At 62.4% G+C, this 22,033-nt stretch carries 20 protein-coding genes, 2 tRNA genes and 1 pseudogene; 3 read left to right on the plus strand and 20 right to left on the minus strand.

What is annotated here, in order from left to right; translation table 11 throughout:
• Positions 1–18: 18 nt before the first annotated feature.
• Together AC1AV0_RS00470 and AC1AV0_RS00475 are read right to left on the minus strand one after the other, a co-directional pair.
• Complete coding sequence (locus tag AC1AV0_RS00470) at positions 19–237, minus strand: helix-turn-helix transcriptional regulator (RefSeq protein WP_476570572.1); 219 nt, start codon at positions 235–237, stop codon at positions 19–21.
• A complete protein-coding gene (locus tag AC1AV0_RS00475; RefSeq protein WP_476570573.1) occupies positions 234–623 on the minus strand; it encodes a DUF6442 family protein in 390 nt (129 codons plus the stop codon). Before AC1AV0_RS00475 ends, AC1AV0_RS00470 begins: the two co-directional genes overlap by 4 nt.
• A gap of 214 nt (positions 624–837) precedes the next feature.
• On the opposite strand from AC1AV0_RS00475, the gene AC1AV0_RS00480 reads away from it, so the two are divergent.
• Positions 838–1,515 (plus strand): DUF3800 domain-containing protein, encoded by a 678-nt coding sequence (locus tag AC1AV0_RS00480; RefSeq protein ID WP_476570574.1) that lies wholly within the window; start codon positions 838–840, stop codon positions 1,513–1,515.
• Between the two features lie 71 nt (positions 1,516–1,586).
• Here AC1AV0_RS00480 and tsaD read toward each other — a convergent pair whose 3' ends face one another.
• The 10 genes and pseudogenes from tsaD to AC1AV0_RS00530 form a co-directional block, all read right to left on the minus strand.
• Positions 1,587–2,630: a tRNA (adenosine(37)-N6)-threonylcarbamoyltransferase complex transferase subunit TsaD gene (gene tsaD, locus AC1AV0_RS00485; RefSeq protein ID WP_476570907.1), complete on the minus strand. Its 1,044-nt coding sequence runs from the start codon at positions 2,628–2,630 to the stop codon at positions 1,587–1,589.
• Positions 2,630–3,151, minus strand: coding sequence for a ribosomal protein S18-alanine N-acetyltransferase (gene rimI / locus AC1AV0_RS00490; protein WP_476570575.1), 522 nt, complete (start codon positions 3,149–3,151; stop codon positions 2,630–2,632). The genes tsaD and rimI overlap by 1 nt, the downstream gene beginning before the upstream one ends.
• A 10-nt stretch (positions 3,152–3,161) precedes the next feature.
• A complete protein-coding gene (gene tsaB, locus AC1AV0_RS00495; RefSeq protein WP_476570576.1) occupies positions 3,162–3,986 on the minus strand; it encodes a tRNA (adenosine(37)-N6)-threonylcarbamoyltransferase complex dimerization subunit type 1 TsaB in 825 nt (274 codons plus the stop codon).
• Positions 3,983–4,564 (minus strand): tRNA (adenosine(37)-N6)-threonylcarbamoyltransferase complex ATPase subunit type 1 TsaE, encoded by a 582-nt coding sequence (gene tsaE, locus AC1AV0_RS00500; protein WP_476570577.1) that lies wholly within the window; start codon positions 4,562–4,564, stop codon positions 3,983–3,985. The genes tsaB and tsaE overlap by 4 nt, the downstream gene beginning before the upstream one ends.
• A complete protein-coding gene (holA, locus tag AC1AV0_RS00505) occupies positions 4,564–5,544 on the minus strand; it encodes a DNA polymerase III subunit delta (protein WP_476570578.1) in 981 nt (326 codons plus the stop codon). The genes tsaE and holA overlap by 1 nt, the downstream gene beginning before the upstream one ends.
• A gap of 196 nt (positions 5,545–5,740) precedes the next feature.
• Positions 5,741–7,261 (minus strand): annotated as a pseudogene (locus AC1AV0_RS00510) (ComEC/Rec2 family competence protein); the annotation flags it as partial.
• Positions 7,258–7,968 (minus strand): ComEA family DNA-binding protein, encoded by a 711-nt coding sequence (locus tag AC1AV0_RS00515; RefSeq protein ID WP_476570579.1) that lies wholly within the window; start codon positions 7,966–7,968, stop codon positions 7,258–7,260. The pseudogene AC1AV0_RS00510 and the gene AC1AV0_RS00515, both read right to left, overlap by 4 nt.
• Before the next feature lie 118 nt (positions 7,969–8,086).
• Positions 8,087–11,032, minus strand: a complete 2,946-nt coding sequence (leuS, locus tag AC1AV0_RS00520; protein WP_476570580.1) for a leucine--tRNA ligase — start codon at positions 11,030–11,032, stop codon at positions 8,087–8,089.
• A 77-nt stretch (positions 11,033–11,109) separates the two neighbouring features.
• Positions 11,110–12,060: a magnesium transporter CorA family protein gene (locus AC1AV0_RS00525; protein ID WP_476570581.1), complete on the minus strand. Its 951-nt coding sequence runs from the start codon at positions 12,058–12,060 to the stop codon at positions 11,110–11,112.
• Positions 12,061–12,234: 174 nt separating this feature from the next.
• Entirely contained in the window at positions 12,235–13,443 is a 1,209-nt protein-coding gene (locus AC1AV0_RS00530; RefSeq protein ID WP_476570582.1) for an Mbeg1-like protein, read from the minus strand.
• A 185-nt stretch (positions 13,444–13,628) separates the two neighbouring features.
• On the opposite strand from AC1AV0_RS00530, the gene AC1AV0_RS00535 reads away from it, so the two are divergent.
• Complete coding sequence (locus tag AC1AV0_RS00535; protein WP_476570583.1) at positions 13,629–14,882, plus strand: THUMP-like domain-containing protein; 1,254 nt, start codon at positions 13,629–13,631, stop codon at positions 14,880–14,882.
• Between the two features lie 12 nt (positions 14,883–14,894).
• Here the strand turns inward: AC1AV0_RS00535 and AC1AV0_RS00540 are convergent, their stop codons facing one another.
• The 4 genes from AC1AV0_RS00540 to AC1AV0_RS00555 form a co-directional block, all read right to left on the minus strand.
• The gene (locus AC1AV0_RS00540) at positions 14,895–15,935 is read right to left on the minus strand and encodes a hypothetical protein (RefSeq protein WP_476570584.1); all 1,041 of its coding nucleotides are present in this window, start codon (positions 15,933–15,935) and stop codon (positions 14,895–14,897) included.
• Positions 15,936–16,159: 224 nt separating this feature from the next.
• Complete coding sequence (locus AC1AV0_RS00545; protein ID WP_476570585.1) at positions 16,160–16,564, minus strand: pyridoxamine 5'-phosphate oxidase family protein; 405 nt, start codon at positions 16,562–16,564, stop codon at positions 16,160–16,162.
• Between the two features lie 128 nt (positions 16,565–16,692).
• Positions 16,693–17,463: a DUF1287 domain-containing protein gene (locus tag AC1AV0_RS00550; protein WP_476570586.1), complete on the minus strand. Its 771-nt coding sequence runs from the start codon at positions 17,461–17,463 to the stop codon at positions 16,693–16,695.
• A gap of 111 nt (positions 17,464–17,574) precedes the next feature.
• Positions 17,575–18,666: an NAD(P)/FAD-dependent oxidoreductase gene (locus AC1AV0_RS00555; RefSeq protein ID WP_476570587.1), complete on the minus strand. Its 1,092-nt coding sequence runs from the start codon at positions 18,664–18,666 to the stop codon at positions 17,575–17,577.
• Positions 18,667–18,855: 189 nt separating this feature from the next.
• Between AC1AV0_RS00555 and AC1AV0_RS00560 the strand changes: the two genes are divergently transcribed.
• Positions 18,856–19,362 carry an LURP-one-related/scramblase family protein gene (locus tag AC1AV0_RS00560; RefSeq protein WP_476570588.1) on the plus strand — a complete coding sequence of 169 codons (507 nt, stop codon included), beginning with the start codon at positions 18,856–18,858 and terminating at the stop codon, positions 19,360–19,362.
• Positions 19,363–19,612: 250 nt separating this feature from the next.
• Here AC1AV0_RS00560 and AC1AV0_RS00565 read toward each other — a convergent pair.
• The 4 genes from AC1AV0_RS00565 to AC1AV0_RS00580 all read right to left on the minus strand — a co-directional run bounded on the left by AC1AV0_RS00565 (position 19,613) and on the right by AC1AV0_RS00580 (position 22,032).
• Positions 19,613–19,685: transfer RNA gene (locus AC1AV0_RS00565), tRNA-Ala, on the minus strand.
• Between the two features lie 84 nt (positions 19,686–19,769).
• A tRNA-Ala gene (locus AC1AV0_RS00570) sits at positions 19,770–19,842 on the minus strand.
• A 182-nt stretch (positions 19,843–20,024) separates the two neighbouring features.
• A complete protein-coding gene (locus tag AC1AV0_RS00575; RefSeq protein WP_476570589.1) occupies positions 20,025–21,200 on the minus strand; it encodes a hypothetical protein in 1,176 nt (391 codons plus the stop codon).
• Positions 21,201–21,333: 133 nt separating this feature from the next.
• On the minus strand, positions 21,334–22,032 hold the full coding sequence (locus tag AC1AV0_RS00580; RefSeq protein WP_476570590.1) for a histidine phosphatase family protein: 699 nt from the start codon (positions 22,030–22,032) through the stop codon (positions 21,334–21,336).
• Position 22,033: the final 1 nt, after the last annotated feature.

The following is a 22,033-nucleotide window of genomic DNA, read 5'->3' on the forward strand; positions in this document are numbered from 1 at the left end:
ATTGGGGCGAGCTTCAGTCTAGAAGTAGAACACATCTTCGAAGCGTTGATCGAGCGCCGTACACAGAACAAGCGCCAATTTTGCCGTGGGCGTGTATTGGCCTGTTTCGATCGAGCTGATTGTGTTACGGGAGACACCTATTAGCTCCGCCAGTGCAGCTTGGGACAGGCCTCGTTCTGTCCGAAGCTGTTTGAGGTTGTTGTGCAGGACGAGTTCGTCCTCTCCACTTGGTCTCATCCGATCACCATGTGAATCATGAAGAAAACGAGGCCTGCGACGGAAACCAACAATGCTCCTACTGCGCGGACCAGCCACGTGCTTTGCCTGCCGTGCTCTTGATACATTGCCCAGCTTCGCCCGGAGATTACGGCCAGCAGCAATGCGACAAATGGCGACATAGTTGCGAGAAAGTCAATATAGTCATGGGAGCCAAGGCAGTATCGGATTACGAGGAACAGTGTGACCACGAGAGTTTCAACCGCCACGAACAAGACGCCGTAGTAGTTGCTGCGGTTAGCGATGTGGACCTCGCCTTCATCGGTTGTTTCGCGGCGGCTGCGTGCGAGAATCTCGTTTCGTCCGAGTCTGTCTGCGTCATGATGGTGGAGTTGTTGCTTATTCATGACATCCTCCGTTGGATGCGACAAGTATATTTGGCAACCCCAGTCTACGTCTTGCATAGTCTACTTGTCAACGCTTGTTGGTGACGTATCTACCGGGATTGACTCCTGCCGGTTCTCGAGCGATAATGATAAGGCTTTCTCTTGGTGACAAGGAAGGCTCCAAGACGCCGGGGGTATTCCCCCGGCACTTCTTTTTCCGCATGGGGAGACGGACATGCCCGAGCTGAGCATCATGGTCGATGAATCAGGCGAATGGGGCAAACTTTCCGAGTATTACCTCATCACGCTGGTATTCCATGATCAGTCCAAGCCGGTGCATGAGCATATCGCACGCTATGAGAACCATCTGAAGACCTCGGGCATACCTGATGTCACGTTCCACGCAGGTCCACTGATGAACGGTCATAACGATTACGAGGGACTGCCGATGTCCGAGCGTAAAAGAATGTTCCTCTCATTCTTCACTCTGGCGAGAAACCTGCCATTCACCTATGTGACCTTCAGCCATCGCAAAAGTGAGTTCAGCGGCGATAAGGTTCGTTTCGAAGCTCGCCTCAAACGTGATCTTGTCGATTATCTGCTGTCCCACTTGGAAGAGTTTCAGCGTTATGACGCGGTAAAGGTCTATTACGACAACGGTCAGCAGGTGGTGGCGGACGCCTTGCACGGTGCCATCGGATACGCGCTGTCCAAGGAGGCGGTCATCTATCGTGACGCCTCGCCCCGTAACTACCGCTTGGAACAGGTGGCCGATTTGTTGTGCACCATCGAACTGACAGCGTTGAAGTACAAAGCCAACGAGCAGACAAACACCGATCGGAAGATGTTTGGCGACTGGCGATCATTCAAGACGAATTACCTGAAAATCATGAGAAAGAAGATGCGACCGTAGAAGGAATCGACGGTCGGATCGTCATCGAATCCGAACTGTGAATCGGACGGTTCACTGTTCGGATCGCATCGCTACAGCGAAACCGTGGTCAGCGGCATGGATGAGTCGATGGAGAAATCCGGTCCGCTGGGGGCGATGCCCGCCTCCACTAGGTTCACGCCGAGCATGGCAACCATCGCGCCGTTGTCGGTGCAGAGTTTGAGTTGCGGAATCCGCACTTCGACGCCATGCTTCTCGCCATATTCCAACAGTTTGGCGCGCAGCTGCGAGTTGGCGGAGAATCCGCCGCCGACCACCAACGTGTTCGACCCGTACTGTTCGCATCCGCGCATGGCTTTTTTCGCCAGCACTTCGGCCACGGAATTGGCCAGCGAGGCGCATACGTCATCCACGGGAATCTCGTGCCCCGCGGCCTGCTGTTCCTCGATCCAACGCGCCACCGCGGTTTTCACACCGGAGAAGCTGAAATCATACGGGTGCGCCGCGCCCGCCTTGCCTTGCGTCAGGCCCTGCGGCACACGGATGGCGTGCGGGTCGCCGGCCTGCGCATGGCGGTCGATATGCGGGCCTCCCGGATAGGGGAAGCCGAGCAGGCGCGCCACTTTGTCGAAGCACTCCCCCGCCGCGTCGTCCAAGGTGGTGCCGACCACGTCGACTTTGCGCGCGACGTCCTCCACATGCAGCAAGGAGGTGTGCCCGCCGGAGACGATCAGCGCCATCGTGTCGGGTGGGAACGCGCCGAACTGCAACTGGGTGACGGCGATATGCCCGATGACGTGGTTCACGCCGTACAACGGTTTGTTCGCCGCCCATGCCAGCGCCTTCGCGCCGGAGACTCCCACGGCGAGGCATCCGGCCAACCCCGGCCCTGCGGAGACCGCGATCGCATCCACGTCGGCCAAGGTCATGTTCGCGTCGGTCAACGCTTGGGACACGCAGGGAACGAAGGCTTCGGCATGCGCGCGCGAGGCGATTTCGGGGATCACTCCGCCGTAACGCGCGTGTTCCTCCATGGATGAGGCCACAACGTTCGAGACGAGCTCGCGCCCACGCACGACTGCCGCCGCCGTTTCGTCGCAAGTCGATTCGATGCCCAACACCACCGGTTCGTTCATCATGCCTCTCCTTCGTTATCGCGCTGCTTGCGCGAGAATCCCACCACACGTTCGCCCAAGTCCAGACTCATGGTGTACGCGTCGATGCCTTCGGGCTGGTAGTAGCGCTTGCGCACGCCCATGCGTTCGAATCCGAATCGGCTGTACAGAGCCAGAGCGGGCTCGTTGTCCACGCGTACCTCAAGCAGCATGCGCCGCGCCCCCTGTTGCGCGGCCTCATCCAGCAAGCATCGCAGCAACGCGGCGGCGATACCCTGACGCTGGTGGGCCTTGCCGACGCCGATGGTCATGAGTTCGGCGTCCTCACCGTCGTACCAGAATCCGGCGTAGCCTCTGATGACCCCAGTCGATTCAACCGGACTATCGGGCTCGATATCCACGACATAGGTACGGGCTGGCGCATCCAGTTCCTCACGCACCATGCGTTCGCCCCACGCGCCGCGCCCGAACAGTTCGGCCTCCATTGCGGCGATGGCGCACACCGCCGTATCGCGGTCGATCGTTTCCAAGTCGACAATCATATAAATCCCATCAGCCCTTGTTCGCGCCGGCATGGCCAAGCACATGCTTGAGCGGATTCGGCACCTCCGCGTCCGGCCGACGCAGATACAGCGGTTCGACAGGGGCGTCGGGCTGGAGATCATGCGAGAGCACGGCATCCTGCCAGAAGATCGACAGTCCCTGAGCGCCCTGATCGAGCACGGATTCGTCGCTGATATCGCCTAGATGCTCCATCCTCTCGAACACGGAGGCGTATTTCGCCGCGCCATGTCCGATCACATCCACTACGACCTGCGCGCCGGGATGTTCCTTGGCGAACGCTCGCACGGCGACGTTCACCCGTTCCACGATGTTCTCCGGATAGTCGATATCCATGGCGATCAGCGCCCGGACGGGCTGCTTCGAAGTCAGCGAAGCCTGTTCCAATTGGAAATACAGTTGTTTGCGCCGCGCATCGTTCACGGCCAAAGTCAGCACATAACGGCCGCCGTCAACGGCGTCGCCCAACGTGCCGGCTTTGGAGCGGCGAATCAGGTTCCATTGCGCTTGGGCCGAGAGTACATCATGGCCGATCAGTTTCGCGCCCGTGGCGAAAGCCAGCGCCTTGGCCGCCACGATACCCGCCCGCAATCCGGTGAACGGCGCGGGACCGGTGCCCACGATGATCTCGTCCAGGTCGGAGGGTTTCAGCCCCGCTTCGGCAACGACTCGGGCGATATTGGCCTGCAGTCGTTCCACATGCGTGCGCGAATCGGTTTCCGTAATCGGTTCGCGCCCCACGATGCCGACGGTGGAGCCATAGGAGGTGTCGATGACCAACGTATTGGTATTGGCCTGCTCTCCCCGTTCGGTCATTGCCGCTCCTTGCCGATGTCGTCGAATGATGCGATACGCGATTGCCAGTCGCTGCCGACCGGAACCAACGTCACGATTCTAGTACCCTCGCTGGTCGGCGCGTCGCCCGCCGCCTGCGCCATATCCAACGGACGTTCAATGTGGATTTCAAGACGTTCAGGCGCTAGGGCCGCGGCCATCTGCTCACCCCATTCCATCAACACCACAGTGTCGTCGCTGGGGTCCTCAAGCTCTTCGTCGAGACCTAGAGATTCGAGTTCGTCGAGCAGACGCTCGGCGCTGTTCTGCCCGGGCGCGTAGGCGTTGCCGCCGAGACGGTACGCGTCCACATGCACCAGATGGGCGGCGGAGCCGTCCGCGAAACGGCCGTCCAGTTCGCGGGCAATGGTGAAGGTCGGCGACACGATAGGCCCGTCGATGCCTAATCCCGCGCCGAATCCTTGCGCGAAGGTGGTTTTGCCCGCGCCCAGAGGGCCGGATAGCAGCAGCACGTCGCCGCCACGCACCATCCGCGCAATCCGTGCGCCGAATCCGCGCATCTCCTCGTCGGTGGGAATGGGGTGGGAGAATTCGCTCATCAGGCCGCCCGTCCTTTTCTGGCGATCAGCATGATGGACTGTTCCAGAGCGTAGACAGGATCGCCGCCGTTGGTTTTGCTCTGCTCGTCGGCCCACGCCAACGACTGGATGCAGCGGCCGAGCCCTTCAGAGGTCCATCCGGACAGCTGACGCATCGTGTTTTTCAACACCCATGGATTCGTTTTGGCTTCCGCCTGCGAGATCGTGCCCGCCTTCACGGCCGAGGCTTTGGCCACAGTGCGCAGTTTCATGGCCAGCGCGCCGATCAACGCGATGGGATCCACGCCCTGCTCCACCGCCGAACGCATCATCACGATCGCGTCCGCGGTGCGCCCTTCCATGGCCTTATCGGCCACGTTGAAACCGGTGACCTGCGGATTGGCGGTCAGATACTGGTTGACGCGGTTCAATCCCATCGGATTGTCGTCGAAGTCGAAGCACAATTGGTCGCACATGGCGGCCAGTTCGCCGGTTTTGCCCGCCAGCACGGAAACCAGCTGTTGGGCGGCCATCGGGTCGACGCGCCGGCCGTTGCGTTCGAATCGCTGCAGCACGAAGTTCAGCTGCGCGTCGGCACGTTTGAGGTCGGGAACATCCTCTTTGCCGGCACCGGCCCTCACCAGTTGGTCGAGCAGACGTTTGCCTTTGACCCCGCCCTCATGCTGGCAGATGACCACGCTGGACCCGGCCGGATCGGCGCAGGCCTGCTTGCAGTAGTCGACCAGCGCGTCGGCGAGCTTCTCATCGGCGTTCTGCACGTTGAGCAGTTTCACCACGGCCACGTCGGACAGCAGCGAAGGGCTTACCGCCTCGTCGAAGGCGTACCGGTCGGCGTGCGTGGCGTCCAGTTCGATGAGTTCGCTGTCTGGACGCGCGTTCAGAGCCCGTTGGCACAGGTCCCGCACGGTCTGCTCGTTGAGATAGGCGTCGCCTCCCGATACGATGCGCACCGGGGCGTTCGCCGCTGCTGTTTTGGCCATAGTCTCCAATCTCGCCGTATCGCTGGACAAGCACGCGCTCCGTCTCATCGAACCAGATCGCCAGCCGATTGCGCCATGTGGAGCCGATGCGTTCGCCGGGCAATCCGGGCTGCGCGATCCGCCGGTGTTTCCACCAACGGGCGCAGACGACCATGCCCGATGCGGCCGCGGTTTCCACGATGATCATGGAGATTGCGCCGGCGATGCCGGAGCTCCATGGCAGCGTCGCCGTGTCGGTGCCGCCGAGCCAGACCGCTGCGCGTTCCATCACCAAGGTGCCGCATGAGGACAGCCATGCGCATCCGTAGGCGAGTTCCGGACTCGCCCATGCCGTCAGCAGGGCGGCCAATCCCGTGATGGTCGACCATCCCACGACGGGTGCGACCAACAGGTTCGCCGCCACCGACAGTATGGGCAGTTCGGGTTCCATAAGGATTTGAATCGGCATGGTGAAGGCTTGGGCGCAGACGGTTGTCGCGACCATCAATGCAAGAGGTTCCGGCATGGCCTTGCGCAGAGCTTTCATCAGCATCGGCGAGCAGACGACGATACCCAGCACGGCCGCGCTGGATAGCGCGAATCCGTAGCTGCGGGACATGGCGGGGTCTGCCGCCAATACGATGATCACCGTCCAACTCAATGCGCTGATGGATTGCGAGCGCCTGCCCAACGCCACACCGGCTGAGGCGATCAATCCCATGATGAGGGCGCGTGTGACCGAGGCCGAAGGGAACACCAGGGCGGCGAGCGCGATATAGGTGGCGGCGAGCAGCATCGCCCGTATGCGGCGGTCGAGCAGCAGCCATGAGCCCAGTCGGCGTACGAGTTCGGCGATGAGGGCGAAATGTCCGCCGGATACGGCCATGAGGTGCATGATGCCGGCGCGGCGGAACTGGTCCTCCAGTGTGGCGGCGTAGGTGCCGTCGATGGCGGGTCCTGTGCCGTCGTTGATGTGGTCCTGGCCGAGCATCCCCATGGTCAGGCCGGGCACGAGCACGCGTCCTTGGTCGTCCAGTCGTTCGGTGACGGTGAAAAAGGCCTCCTGCATGGCGGTGACCAGTGTATCGGGCATGCTTGGATCTCGGATATGGTGTACGGGGTCTTCTCCTTGCACATCGAACCAGAGGTTCACGGCTCCCCAGTCGGCTGGGGTGATGATGCCGGTGAATGCGATGTCGGCGCCGCGGGTCAGACTCACGCAGTCTTGGCCGCTGGCGTATATGCGTACCGTTGCGGCGGTCGCTCGGCGCACGATGCCGTCGTCGAGGATGCGGGTTTGGGCCGTGGCTTGGCAGTCGTAGTCGCGGCGGTTGGAAGCGGTGACGGGTTCGCTGATATGGGCCTGCAGCGTGACGGTTGTCGGGGTTTCACGCGCTTGGATGGAGACCGGGTCATGCCATGCACGCAGGTCGAAGGCGAGTGTGGCGACGCATGCGGCTATCGCGGCGCATATCAGCATCGTCGTCAGCGCACGCAGATGGGGTTTCCGTGGAATAGCAAGACTCGCTGCCGTTCCCGCCACGATACCCGCCAATACGAAGCCCGCAATACCGGCCGCAATCGTCGGTTGTGTGACGGCCCATTCGAACGCCGAGTGTGCGCCGAGGCTTGCCGCCCACACGACGGCGGCGACAGGCAGCATCCGCCAATCACGGCTGCCTTGTTCTTTCCGGAACGCTGCCGTTTCGTCTTGTCTCACGCGTGTTGCCCTGTTCATCGCACCGTCACCTGCGCCCGCATCTTGTCCAGTGTTTTCATGCCGATGCCTTTGACGTCGAGCAGCTGGTCCACGCTGGTGAACCGCCCGATGCTGGCGCGGTGGTCGAGGATGCGCTGCGCGATCGCCGGCCCCACGCCGGGCAGGGTGTCCAGTTCCTGCGCGTCGGCGGTGTTGAGGTCGATCAGGCCATCGTCCGGCACGACGGTGGTCGATGGTTCGGCACCGTCCGTTGTCTCACTCTCGCTGCTCTGGGCCGAATCGTCGTCACCAGCGGTGGAATCGGACGGTTCGGTCTCATCGCCGTTGGAGGAACCGCCCGTACGGTTCCCTTCCGGCTCTGCGGAGGCATCTGCGGATTGCGATGGCGAATCCGCGGTCATGGAGTCCTGCAGGGCGGCCATGTTCACGCCCTGCAGGACGAGCAGCGTCAGGCTGGCGCATAGCGCGGCCATCAGTATGAGGATGGCCGTCAGCATGTGACGCAACGTGAAGCGCGTCCGCGGCTGGGTGCGTATGCGGCGCGAGCGTTCCTCATGCCCCTCGTCCGGCCGCACGCCGACCAGTTCATCCAGACGGGCACGGCCGTCGGATCGTTTCGCCGAGGCAGGCGGAGGCGGCGGAGGGGGAACGTCACCGCCTCTCCGCTGTTGCGTCAGGTCGCGCAGCCGCGTATGCGCGTCCCGTTGGATATGCGAAGCGCCCATGCTCCCCACTGTGAGGGAGTCATGGGCGCGTTGTCCAGTCGAACAGGGTGATGTGGTTCCAGCCTATGCGGTTATCCACATCAGCATGTTCACCACTGCGAATCGCAGGAGCACCGGCTTATTCGGCGGGCACGATCGAAACGATCTTCGGTGCCTTGACGATCACCTTGCGCGGAGCCTTGCCTCCCAGACGGTCGGCGACGGCCTCAAGCGCGAGTCGTTCCAGTTCGGCCGGGTCGATGTCGGGCGCGACCTCGAGCTTGGCGCGCACCTTGCCCTTGATCTGCACCACCGCGGTGACGGTGTCCTGGCCCACGTAGCGCTCGTCGGCGACGGGCCACGGCTCGGCGGACAGGGATTCCGCGTGGCCGAGCTTGTTCCACATCTCCTCGCAGATATGCGGCGCGATCGGCGCGAGCATGAGGATCAGCGGCTCGACGGCGGCGCGAGGCACGGCATCCAGTGAGGTCAGATGGTTGTTGAGCACGATGAGCTTGGCGATGGCCGTGTTCGGACGCATGGCCTCCATCTCCACGGTCACGTCGGCGATCGTGTTGTTGAGCAGCTTAAGCGTCTTCATGTCCGGCTCGCCGTCGCTCACGCGCACCTCGCCGGTGGTCTCGTCGATCACGTTGCGCCACAGACGCTGCAGGAAACGCATGCCGCCGACCACGTTGCGCGTGTTCCACGGGCGGGACTCGTCGAGCGGACCCATGCTCATCTCGTACAGACGGAAGGTGTCGGCGCCGTAGTTGTCGTACATGTCGTCCGGCGTGATGATGTTCTTCAGGCTCTTGCCCATCTTGCCGAATTCGCGGTTCGCACGCTCGCCGTTCCAAGTGAACGTCGGCTCGCCGTTCTCGTCGGCCGGCCCCTCCACCACTTCGGCGGCGGGCACGTACTGTCCGCGGTCATCGGTGTAGGCGTAGGCCTGGATCATGCCCTGGTTGAACAGCTTGTGGAACGGTTCGGCCGAATTCACATAGCCCAGATCGTAGAGCACCTTGTGCCAGAAGCGCGAGTACAGCAGGTGGAGCACGGCGTGCTCGACGCCGCCGATATACAGGTCCACGCCGCCTTCGGCACCCGAATACCGGTTGTGGTTCGCGCCCATCCAGTAGTCGTATTCCGCGCCTTCCACCATATGCTCGGCATCGGTCGGGTCGATGTAGCGCATGTAGTACCAGCAAGAGCCGGCCCAGTTCGGCATGGTGTTGGTGTCGCGGTAGTAGGTCTTCACGCCGTCGCCCAGATCGAGTTCGACCTTCACCCAGTCCTCGTTGCGGCTCAGCGGCGCTTCGGGATTGGATTCGGCGTCCATCGGATCGAAGGTGCGCGGCGAATAGTCCGGCACGTCCGGCAGGTTGATGGGCAGCTGGTCGTCGGGCAGCAGATGCGGGGTGCCGTCCTCGCCGTAGACGATCGGGAAGGGCTCGCCCCAGTAGCGCTGGCGGGAGAACAGCCAGTCGCGCAGACGGTAGGACACGGTGCCCTTGCCGACGCCCGCGGACTCCAGCCACGCGTTCACCTTGTCGATGGCGTCGTCGACGCGCAGTCCGTTGATGCTCAGCGGCTCGCCGTTGGCCTTGGTGGCTTCGACGGCTGAGTCGATCACGATGCCGTCGTGGCTCACGAACGGGGCCTTGCCCTCATAGTTGGCCAGATCGTCGCCGGATTCGGGCAGCGGCTGGACGGTGTAGATCACCGGCAGGCCGAACTTGACGGCGAAATCGTAGTCGCGCTGGTCGCCGCCCGGCACGGCCATGATCGCGCCGGTGCCGTAATCCATAAGCACGTAGTCGGCGGTGAACAGCGGCAGTTGCGCGCCGGTGATGGGATTGACGGCGTACAGGCCGGTGAACAGGCCCGTCTTCTCGCCGGCCGCGTCCACGCGGTCCTTCGCGGTTTTCGCTTCGGCGGCCTTGCGGTAGGCGGCGACGGCCTCAACCGGCGTGGCATAGCCGCCCTTCCACATCTCGGGCGTTTCGGCCGGCCATTCGGCGGGCACGTCGGCCAGCAGACGATGCTCCGGGGAGACGACGGCGAAGGTGGTGCCGAACAGGGTGTCGGGACGGGTGGTGTAGATCTCCATGTCCTTGACGCCGGCCGGGGTGGCCACGTCGAAATGCACGGAGGCGCCGTGGGATTCGCCGATCCAGTTGCGCTGCATGAGCTTGACTTTCTCTGGCCAGTCGATGCCGTCGAGGTCGGCGATCAGGCGGTGGCCGTAGGCGGTGATGCGCATGGACCACTGGCGCAGCTCGCGCTGGAACACGGGGAAGTTGCCGCGTTCGGACTTACCTTCGGCGGTGACCTCCTCGTTGGCGAGCACGGTGCCCAGGCCCGGGCACCAGTTGACCGGCGACTTGGAGATATAGGCGATGCGGAAGTCGTTGAGCACATCGGCCTGTTCGGCTTGGCTCAAATCACCCCACGCCTTGCCCTCGAAACCGGGGATCGCACGCGAACCGTTCTCGAACTGCTCGACGAGTTCGGCGATCGGGCGTGCCGCACCCTTGCCGCCGTCGCGGTTGTCGGCGGTCTCGTCGTACCAGGAATCGTAGATGCGCGAGAAGATCCACTGCGTCCAACGCACATAACCGGGGTCGATGGTGGCGAAGCTGCGGCGGTTGTCGAAGCTCAGGCCCATACGGTGCAGCTGACGGCTCATATTGGCGATGTTCGCCTCGGTGGTCACGCGCGGATGCTGGCCGGTCTGCACGGCGTACTGTTCAGCAGGCAGGCCAAAGGCGTCGTAGCCCATGGCGTGCAGCACGTTCTCGCCCTTCATACGGTGATAGCGGCTCACCACATCGGAGGCCAGATAGCCCAGCGGATGGCCGACGTGCAGGCCCTTGCCGGAGGGGTACGGGAACATGTCCATCGCGAAATACGAGGGACGGCCCTCGGCGTTGCGGCCCTTGCCGTCCTTCAGGTCGCCGCTCACATTCGCGGCCCAGAAGGTGCCCTCGTCATCCCAGATCTTCTGCCATTTGGTCTCGATGTCCTGCGCCAGACGCGCGTTGTAACGGTACATCGGTTCGTCGGTTGCGTTCTCACTCATAACTCAGCAAACTAGCCGCGCAACTGGACACGCGACGCCCGGCCAACCGTCATCCGAGACGAATCGGCCCGAGGCGGTCACTTAAACAGGCGCGAACGGGTGAGGAACCACGTCACCACGGCGGAGATCGCCATCGACAGCACGATGACGAGCGCGAATCCCCACGGCTTGTCGGTGAAGGGCATGCCCATCATATTGCCGTCGAAATTCATGCCGTACATCGAGAAGATCAGGGTCGGAATCGACAGGGTGATCGAGATGATGGTGAAGATGCGCATCACGTTGTTCAGATTGTTCGACACCACGGAGGCGAACGCGTCGGTCATGTTCGCAAGAACGCCGCTGTAGATGTTCGCCATCTCGATGGCCTGCTTGTTTTCGGTGATGACATCCTCGAGTAGGTCCTCGTCCTCCGGATACTGCTTGATGCGCGAAAGCGTGGTCAGCTTCTCCATCACGATTTCGTTCGATTTGAGCGAGGTGGTGAAGTAGACCAAGGTTTTGCTCAGTTCGAGCAGCATGAGGATCTCACGGTTCTGCATCGAATGGCGCAGCTTCAGTTCCAGCTTGTCGCTTTCGCGGTCGATGATGCGCAGATAGCGCAGGTACATGGTCGCGTTGCGGTAGAGGATCTGCAGGATGAACCGCGAGCGCATATACGTGTTGAAGCCGCGGATCGTGCCTTCCATAAAGGGGTGCAGCACCGGGGTGTCCTGCATGCAGACGGTGATGATGAGCTTTTGCGTGATGATGATCGACAACGGGATGGTCTCGTACCAGTCGCGTCCGTTGCGCTCCTCGACGGTGGGGATGTCCACGATGATCATCGTGTAGTCGTCCTCCACGTCGACGCGCGAGCGTTCCTCGTCATCCAGGGGGGCGCGCAGGTCGGCCAGGTCGATACCGGTCTGGGAGGCGACGGTGGCGAGCTCCACGTCGGTGGGGTCGCTCAAACATAACCAGGCACCATTCTCCGGTTTCTCGATCTGTTCCACCTGGCCATTCATGGTGCTGAACATCCTCAACATCGTCTCTCACCGCCTTCCGATACGCGTACCGTTCCTTAAAGTCTCTTCGATGCCGCCTTTGCTGGCGGCGTCCGCCTTGCGGCCTGTCCCGCCGCGGCCGCGCCGTCTTGTCGCATAGGCCATCCTTAAGAATAGCCCCTGCGTGCCGACTTTGCCGCCGCCCCACGCGGAAATTCAGTTTCCGTTCACCAAAGGCCCGTCGGATCGCTGCGGCTTCACATTGTCGCCGACCCGCTCGCCCAGCGAACGCACCGCGGTGGCGGGGAACGCTTTGACGACGTCGGCGAGCAGGGCGCGCGTGGATGGGTCGGTGCGTTTGGCGGCTCTCGCGATTTTCGGCAGGGATTCGCTCCAATGCGCGGCGAGTTCCGCGAAGGTCTCATAGCCCGCGGCGGCGAAGATGCCGTAGATCTGGTCGATGGCGCGCTCGCGCTGCTCTTTGCTGAAGCGGTCCAGCCAGGTGTCGATGGTCTGGTCGAGGAAGCGCGCGCTCGCGTTGAGTTCGGGCACGGTGTCGAATCCGCCGTCATCCGCGACTCTCCAGCTGCGTCCCATGTGCTGCATGATGCCTACGGCGTCGGCCGCGACCACCGTGTAGTCGTCCGTGGTTTCGAGCAGCATGCCGATCACCGAGGATTCGGGCACGGTGCTGTCGATCAGCCGCCTCACCGCGGCGAAGGTCTCGTCTTGCATGAGTTGTGCGGGCAGGCCCGGCCCGTCATGGGTGAACACACGTTCGATGCGGCCGAAGGCGTCCGGCGAGTCGTGCGCCAGCATCAGCGCGGAGTAGACGGCCAGATTGCCGCCTTTGGAATGGCCTCCGACCATCAGTCGTGATCTCGCATCCGCTCCACCTGCGAGCGCGGCGAGGTAGTCCGCCGCCGCGATCTGCGAAGGCACCGGGCAGCGCACGGCCATATTGAAGTCCTCTTTCCAGCCGACCAGCGTGCCGTCGGTGCCACGGAAGGCGACGTACAACATAGGAGCGTCCGAGTCGCGAAATCCCACACATGCGGACAGGTCGAAGGTCATGGCCGCGAACTGGGTCTCACTGTCCGCGTCCGTGCGTTCGACGTAGCCGCCTACACGCAGGTCCCGCCATCGCGGGCTTTCCGCCACCGCGACCAGCAGTTGGCGGCGATAGTCGTTCACGTCTTTGGAACCGGTCACGAACATGTCCGGATAGTCTTCGGCGCGCAGCAGCGCCGTGACCGGCACGTTCGACGCGACGGGCGTCTGCGGGGCTTGCACGGCGAACCTCGGCACCACATGGGGCATGCGGATGTAGGCGAGTTCGGACAGAATCAGCGAATCCACAGCGCTGAACGGCAGTTCGGCGAAAGTGCGGAATTCCACGCGCGCGTAGTCAAGTATGGTGCCCATGCCTTCCACTGTAACGCGAACGGAATATCACCTCGGCGATGGGCGTTCCCTCCTGTCGCCGCCCAATACTCACGCTCACGCCCCACATCCACGTCCCGCACACGGCCCTCATCCGCATCCCACACCCGTGCCCGTCGCGCAGTCGGCCCGTCCGCCGCGTATGCCGACTCCCCTACAATGATGGGGTGAATATTTCCGACGAGACGTTGACGTTCATCCGCCAATACCGCACCGAGAACGTGCGTGATCTGGCGTTGCGGGCCAAACGCGACGACCGGCTCGACCTGCCGTTCGCGCTCGACCAGATCGCCGGATGGCAGACCGCGCGCGCCAAGCTTCCCGCATGGGCGGCATGCGATGGGGTGCTGTATCCGCCGCATCTGTCGATGGAGCAATGCTCGTCGCAGGCCACCGCCGAATACAAGCGGCGGGTGGCGCGCCGGCTTGTCGCCGTCGACGGGTCGCATCGCACTTCCATGGTGGATCTGACCGGCGGTTTCGGCGTGGACGGCTCGTATCTGGCGCGCGAATTCGACGATGCCGTGTATGTCGAACGCCAGGCGAATCTGTGCGCGTTGGCCGAACACAATATGGCCGCGCTCGGCTTGGACCATGTGCGCGTCGTCAACGCCGATGCCGAGGATTTCCTGCGCGAGATGCCGCAGGTCGATTTCATCTTCCTTGACCCCGCACGCCGCGACGCGCATGGCGCGCGCACCTATGCGATCCAGGATTGCACGCCGGACGTGCTCGGCCTATGCGACGCTCTGCTCGGCAAGGCGCCGCATGTGATGGTCAAACTCTCCCCCATGTTGGATTGGCATAAAACGGTCGAGGATTTCGAGGGACTTGTGGCCGAAACGCATATCGTTTCCACCGCCAACGAATGCAAGGAACTGTTGCTGGTGCTTTCGCGCGAGCGCCACGCCACTCCACGTATGGTCTGCGTCAACGATGACGAGGTGTTCGAACCTCTGCCGCCCATATCCGACCTGCCGAGCGTTGAGGATGCCGGCGCGCGGCAACGCTTCGCATCACACGAACGTGAGCTTCCCGACCTCACGGATCCCGCTTCGTGGCGGTATCTGTACGAGCCGAACGCCTCGATTATGAAGGCGGGCTGTTTCGCGCAGCTGTCGATGCGATTCGACGTATGCCAGATCGCACCGAACAGCCATCTCTTCGTCGCGGCCGAACCTCAGACCGGATTCCCCGGACGCGCATTCGCCATCGACAGCGTCTGCACCATGAACAAGCGCGAGCTCAAGCAGGCGCTCGGTGGGCTCACGCACGCGAATATCGCCGTACGCAACTTTCCGCTCAGCGCCCCGCAACTGCGCGCCAAACTCAAGCTCAAAGACGGCGGCGACACCTATCTGTTCGCCACCACCGACTCCGCCGGCGTCCATCGCGTCATCCGCACCGGCAAACTCGGCTGACCGCCGGGCGCGTCAGAAGGGATCCTCGGCGTATTCCGGCTCGATATGGTTCACCGTGACCGGCACCGGCGAGTATCCGTGGGCGGAGCGCTGCTCCGCCGACATGGAGCCCGCGTACTCGTACCGGTTCGCGCCGTTCGACGGATACGACCACGTGCCATCCCTATACGACGATGCCGCGTTGTTCGCGGCGAACGAATTGAATCCGTATGATTGGCGGGTGCCGCCGCGTTGGCGTTCGAACAGTTCCAGCTCGTAGTCCGAGGGTTTGGGAATCTCGAAGAGAAGATTGTCCTCGTCGTTCCATGGGTTGGAGGCGCGCAGATGCTCGCGCAGCGTATCGATGTCTTTCTGGACGGGCGTCGAGATCACACCATCCTGACGCAGGACCGCGCGTTCGAGCATGTTCAGGTACTCTCCCTGCTGCAGCCATTCCTGATAGTCGCCGGAGCGCTGTTTCAATGTTTCGGCGAGTTTTTCCAGCCGGTATGCCGCGTACATCTCCTGCTTGCGCCGTTCGCGCTCCTCTCGATACCGGCGTTCCTGCTCCCGCCGCTTGTTGCCAAGATCCAGGGAATCGAACACCTTGCCGAGTCGATCCTCGATATGGGTGCGGTCGGAATCCTTGCATGTGCGCTGATGCCATTGGGAGACCTCACTGCGTATCGCCAGCGTCAGTACGCCCGTGCCGGCGAATTCATAGTTGCGCGCGTCCATCCACGCCGGGCATTCGTCCGTCTGCCCGGGTTTGCGCGAGAACGGCTCGCGGGCGGGCATGCCGGGCTGGGAGGATTCGCTGACCTGCATGAAATACGTCACATCCTCCTTGCGTATCGCGATATGCGCCCAAGCCAGATCCTCCTGATGCCGTTCCACCGTCTCGACATCATCTGGACGCAATACGGCGTACCCGCGGCGCATGGCCTCGTCGGCGATCAGACGGAGCAGTTTCTCCACACGCGGCACCTGCTCCTCGGACACGCGTTGCGTGTCCACATCATCGAGGAAACGCCTCACCCACGGGTTGTCCTCCATCTCATTCGTCTCGTCCATGTTCACCGCCTGCCTTTCCTTGTTTTCCCGGCACCGGGCCGGGAACCGGGCGTCCTCGCCCGATCGCAGACAGCATCGCACAGTCATTTCATCGCATGCAAGCGCCTCGAAAAACCTGTGGATGGCGGTGGATAAAATCACACTATTCACATTCATCCACATCAAATAAAAACGACCCGCGGGATACCACCCACGGGTCGTCAAGCAAGGGAACCGTCTGTCAGTCAGTCCTTAACGATGGTCGTACCGGCTTTGGCGCCGGCGGTGAGATCCTGGATCTCGGTGATCTCCAGCACGGGGATGACGGCCGGCTTCTTGGTGCCGTTCTCCTCGGCCACCTTGACCTGGGCGTCGTAGATATCGTCGTCGACGTGCAGCACGACGTTACCGCGGAAACGGTAGCCCGTCTTCGTCTCAAGATTCGCGACGGCGATGACCAGCTGCGAGCCGTCCAGCAGGTTGCGGTACATCTGGCCGGCGGTGCGCTCATGGTAGGCGATGTGGCTGTCGTCGAGCACGTACATGCTCATCTTCGGCCCCAGATCGACCTCGCCGTCCTTGGAGACGGTGGCGACCCAGCCCAGATTGTTTTCGATGAAGGTTTTCATCTCAGCGGTGAGTGTTGCCATAACAGGCTCCTTTCAAAAGCTCGTCCCTCCAGCCTAGCGAACATCCTCAAGGATCGCGCGGGTTTCACGCCGAGTGTGACGAACCTCACCACCCGCCGCCCCAGGATGCGCCCGGCATCCCCGCTTCGTCACGCCTGCCATTCTCGCAGCACGGATTGGGGCACCTGGCTCGCATCCCACCGGTAATGTCCGGTAACGGCCATGCGCGTGGAGAACGCGAGATAATCGTTTTCGCGTTGCTCCTGGCCCATGTTGTGGTTGACGAACGCGGTGCCGTTCCGATCGCGCTTGTCGGAGATGACGCCGATGTGTTTGACGTTTTGGAATACGACGATGTCGCCCTGCTGCCATTGCGCATAGTCTGTGGTGTCCGTGGTCAGAATCTGCGCGTACTTGCTGAAGAACACGTCAAGCACACCGGTGCGGCGGAAATCGATGTTGGGATCCGGAGCGGAGACCACGTCGGCGTAGGCCGCGGGATCGGCCTCGATATCGGCATCGACCATGGCTTTGAGGTCATAGCCGGCGTTTTTGAACGCGCGCCATACCACGTCGGTGCAGGCTCCGCGGTCGTCCGGCGGATATCCGCCGTCATAATAGCCGGAATCGTAGGTGGGTTTGGCGGCAGAATCGGCCTGCGCGCCCTGGCGGATGTCGGTGTAGTCGTCGATGCCGTCGCCATCGTAATCAACGTCTGACGTGAGTTTGGGATATTGCGTATCCGTCATGCTCTGCGGCGCGGCAACCATGCCATCCACCGGCGGCATGCCACCGAAATGCCTCCACACCAGCGTCCCCGCCACCACGACCGCCACCACGATCACAGCCGCGAGACTCACCGCCACAGGCCAGCGGCGCGTGCGCGGAACTCCCCCACTCATACCGACATGCTGCGCCATATCCCCTCGCCACCTCCTCAGCACAGTCTAACAGCACGATTAGCAGGACTATCAGACGGCGACATGTCTCACTATGAGTCGAACAATCATCGACCGTGCGGGGCGCGACAGCTATGCGGTGAGGTAGGTCTGCGCGTCGAGGGCGGCGCGGCAGCCCATACCGGCGGCGCTGATGGCCTGCCGATAGACGCGGTCCACGCAATCGCCTGCGGCGAACACTCCCGGCACCGACGTGCGGGTGCCCGCGCCTTCGACCAGCACGTAACCGTCATCATCCATGTCGACCTGCCCGGCAAGGAATCCCGTGGCCGGCGTATGCCCGATGGCCACGAACAGGCCGTTGACCTCGATCGTGCCGGTCTCGCCGGTCACCGTGTCACGGATGTCGATCGAAGCCACCGAGTCGGCCGGTTTCGCGCGGGAGAGGCCGATGCTGATGGCAGGCGAGCCCGCGTTCAGGCCTATGGCACCCCCAGGGGCGGACGCTATCTTCAGCCCGGTTCCCAACGCGGGCGATGGCTCGGCAACGGCCGGCGCGACGCCGCTTCCCCGCACCGCGGTGACCACGGTGTTGGTGAGTATGGTGATTTTCGGATTGCTGCGCACGCGGTCCAACATGATTTTCGATGCGCGGAATTCGTCACGACGGTGGATCAGGGTCACCGATGAGCCGAAACGCGAGAGGAAGTCGGCCTCCTCCATCGCGGAATCGCCACCGCCGACCACCACAATCGGCTTGTCTTTGAAGAAGAAGCCGTCGCAGGTCGCGCAATAGGAGACACCCCGGCCGGAATATTCCTCTTCGCCGGGCACGCCCAGCTTGCGCACTTGCGAGCCGGTCGCCACAATCACGGCACGCGCACGAATCGTTCGCCCCGACGCCAACGCGACGGTTTTGATCGTGTCATCGAAATCCACCTCAGTCACATCGTCATATACGAACTCCGCACCGAACCGTTCGGCCTGCTTACGCATGGACTCCATCAGTTCCGGACCCATCACCCCGTCCGAGAATCCCGGATAGTTCTCGACCTCGGTGGTGTTGACCAGCTGGCCGCCCGGCGTCAGCGCGCCGGCGACCACCAGAGGAGAGAATCCGGCGCGCCCCAGATAGATGGCCGCCGTATAGCCGGCAGGTCCCGATCCGATGATCAGCGCGTCAAGCACCCCGCGTTCGTCGGTCGCGTTCCTCGTCTCCGCCATGGTTCTCCCCATCCGTCATCGTTCCGTCGTTTCATCGTTCGTCTACGACCTCACACTACCGCACGTCCCACGCCGGTTACGCCTCCGGCTCACAGCAATAATCCGCGTTTGCCGGCTCCGACCTGCGGCATAAGACGCCTGCTTTCGCATAGACTTGTGCTCACTGTTGAAAAAAGGAAAGGATGACCCATGCGACAGCTGTATATCAAACAGAAGGTGTTCTCGATCGGCGAGAAGTTCACGGTCAGCGACGCGGCCGGCAATCCGCGTTTCACCGTCGAGGGCAGCTTCATGAGCATTCCCAAGAAGTTCCGCATCCTCGACGCGGGCACAGGTCTCGAGGTGGCCATCATCGAAAAGAAGGTGCTCAGTTTGACGCCGCGTTTCGACGTGCTGATGGGCGGCGCTCCGGTGGCCAGCATCGACAAGGAGATCTCCCTCTTCAAACCGAAATACCGTATCGACGCGCAAGGTCTTGATATTGAAGGCGACTGGTGGAATATGAATTTCACGGTGCGCCGCGGCGGTGCCGTCGTGGCCCAGGTCGCGCAACGCTGGCTCAGTTGGGGTGACACCTACGAGGTCACGGTACATGAGGACACTCTGGAAACGCTGATTGTGGCGCTGGTCGTCGCCATCGACAAAGTCAAGGCGGACGCGACGAACGCCTCGTCTTCCGCCGCAGCCACGAACTGAACCGTTTCTTCGGCATTCCACGCTCAATCCACGACCGCCGGACCACACGTCCGGCGGTTTTTTCGTAGAAATACCAGCAGCGTTGACAAGTACGCTGATCTGTTCGACGACGATCTCGACCTGCTCTGACTCGCCATGTCGGAGCTTCTGCTGGAGCTTGTGGTCAAACCGGGGCCGCAGGCCTTACCGCAGACGGTGTGAATACGAGAAGAGGCTTGGAAAATCAACGCTTTCCAAGCCTCTCAATCTGTGGAGCTAAGGGGATTCGAACCCCTGACCCTCTCCATGCCATGGAGATGCGCTACCAGCTGCGCCATAGCCCCGTTTGCAATTATCTGGACTTCGCGAGCAGAACATGCCGCCCGACGAAGCCAGTGGTGAAATATTCCACAAGGAACACCTCGAAGTGGAGCTAAGGGGATTCGAACCCCTGACCCTCTCCATGCCATGGAGATGCGCTACCAGCTGCGCCATAGCCCCGTTGTTCAGTTGTCGTTCGTTTTGAACCTTGGATAGTTTACGACGGACTCGCCCACTCGGCAAGACCGGCGTGTCGCCAAATGCCATCGGTGTGATTTGGCGACACGCCACTTGCCTCGTCACAGCTCCCGCAACCGCGCCAAACCGCGGTTCACGGCGTCCAGCTGCGGGCATCCTGCGCACTATTCGTTTGCGTTTGACGAGGATCCGCTTGCCGACGAGGCCGTGCCGCTGGAACTGCCCGACGAGCCGGAGGATGATGAGCCGCTGCCGCTCGTTCCACTCTCCGTCCCACTCCCCGAGCCGGTCGAGCCGCTGGTGGACCCGCCTGTTCCGGTTCCCGTTGATCCTCCGCTGCCGGAGGTTGTCCCCAAGTCGGTTCCGGAAGAGCTTCCGGAACCGCTTGAATCCGTGGAACTTGAACCGGAGCCGCTGGACGAATCGCCGGTGGAGCCGCTGGACGACCCACTGCTTCCGTTGGAGTCGCCGGAGTTGCTGGAATCGCTGGAACTGCTGCTTGAGTCGCTCGAATCGTCCGAATCGGTGTCGCTCGTCGTATCATCCGTAGACGAGGTGCCCTTCTTATCGGTGGATGAATCGGTCGCCCCTTGGCCGCCCTGTTGCTCCTGAGAAGGGTCCTGCGTGGTCAGCGGCGTCTGCTGGACGCTGGGATGCTGCACGAGATCTCGCACCACGCTGTCGGTGCCTTCGCCGCGGGTGATCAGCATGATCACCGCCGCGGTCAGTCCCACGGCCACCAATGCGCTGACGACGGCCACGATGATGGCGTTGCGCTTGGCGCGGCGGCTGGAGATGAGCCGCGTATCGGATTTGTCGAAGGTCGAGCTCGTTCCGTGTTCGCCAGCACCGGCCCGTCCTGTAACGGAACGTCCGAGAGGTGTTTTCGAGACCGTCGTCGCGTCCAGCACTGCCGTCGCGTCGGCGACGACCGTCGTATCGTCCGTTGGTTCCGCATCGCTCTCACGAGCGTCTATGACGGTGGTTTCGGAACCATCGGCGATATCGGTTCCGTCGCGGTCGGCGGTGTCATCGCCGGTTTCAGTCTCGCTGGTTTCGGTCTCACCGGCTGCGGTCTTACCGGAGTCGGACGCATCGTCGCTTCCAGTGTCACCGTCGCCCCCGTCCGCGATCGGCAACGCCGATTGTAGCTTCTCCCCCGACGCTTTGAGTACGTTCTGATAGACCTGCGACGAGATCGCGGACACCACCGAACCGACGGCCACGCCGATCACCGATCCCGCGATGCCGATTTTGCTCGATAGGAGGAACGAGGTCACCGCGGCGAGCGCGCCGGCGGCGAGCTGTGCGAATGAGATACCCTTAAGAAATTTCATCACACCACGACACCGTACCGGCAAACACTAGAAACGCGCTGCGCCGACGGTGAACGTCACCATGTTTTTACCTTGTGCGCGCAAAATCTCTACGTCTGCGCATGACTCAAGGCAATCCGTGCACGATTTGCAGCCGTCAGAGCGCGGGATGCTCCCACTGGTCGGTGCGTGCGACATGGGGTCCGTGGTTGTAGTCGGCGAGACGCCAACGCACGCCGCCGTCCGCGAAGTCCAAAGGAATCAGACGGCTCCAGTGGGCGTTGCGCATCGACAGGATGCTGGCGAAATCCGGGTAGGTGACATCCAGGCCCATCAACGTCTGTAGGGTTTCGGAGATCCATGCCCCATGCGAGAACACGTACAGGTCGGTATCGTCGCCGCCGCGCGCGGACCAGTCGAGCAGCGCGTCGACGCCTCGGCGCCCAACCTCGCTTTTCGGCTCGGCGCCGTACTTGAGTTCGCCGTCGCGATGCTCCTGCCAGAGGCGAAAATCCTCAGGATACCGTTCGGCCAATTCCTCGCCGCTCATTCCCTCCCAGTCGCCGAAGCTGCGTTCGCGAACACGCGCGTCGGGATGCGCCTCGACGCCGATAAGGTCGGCGAAGGCCTTCGCCGTGTCGACCGCGCGTCCCAGATCGGAGCAGATGACCAGATGGTTCGTCACCTCCGGCCTGCGGTCGACGTAGAGTTCCTTCAGCGCCGCGGCGGTCTGCCCGACCTGCCATCGCCCCACTTCGTCGAGCGGGATATCGATTTGCCCCTGCAAGCGGCGTTCGGCGTTATACGAGGTGCGTCCATGGCGCACCAGCGTGATGGAACGGACATGCTGCGGCATC

The sequence above is a fragment of the Bifidobacterium sp. LH_558 genome, assembly GCF_056356295.1.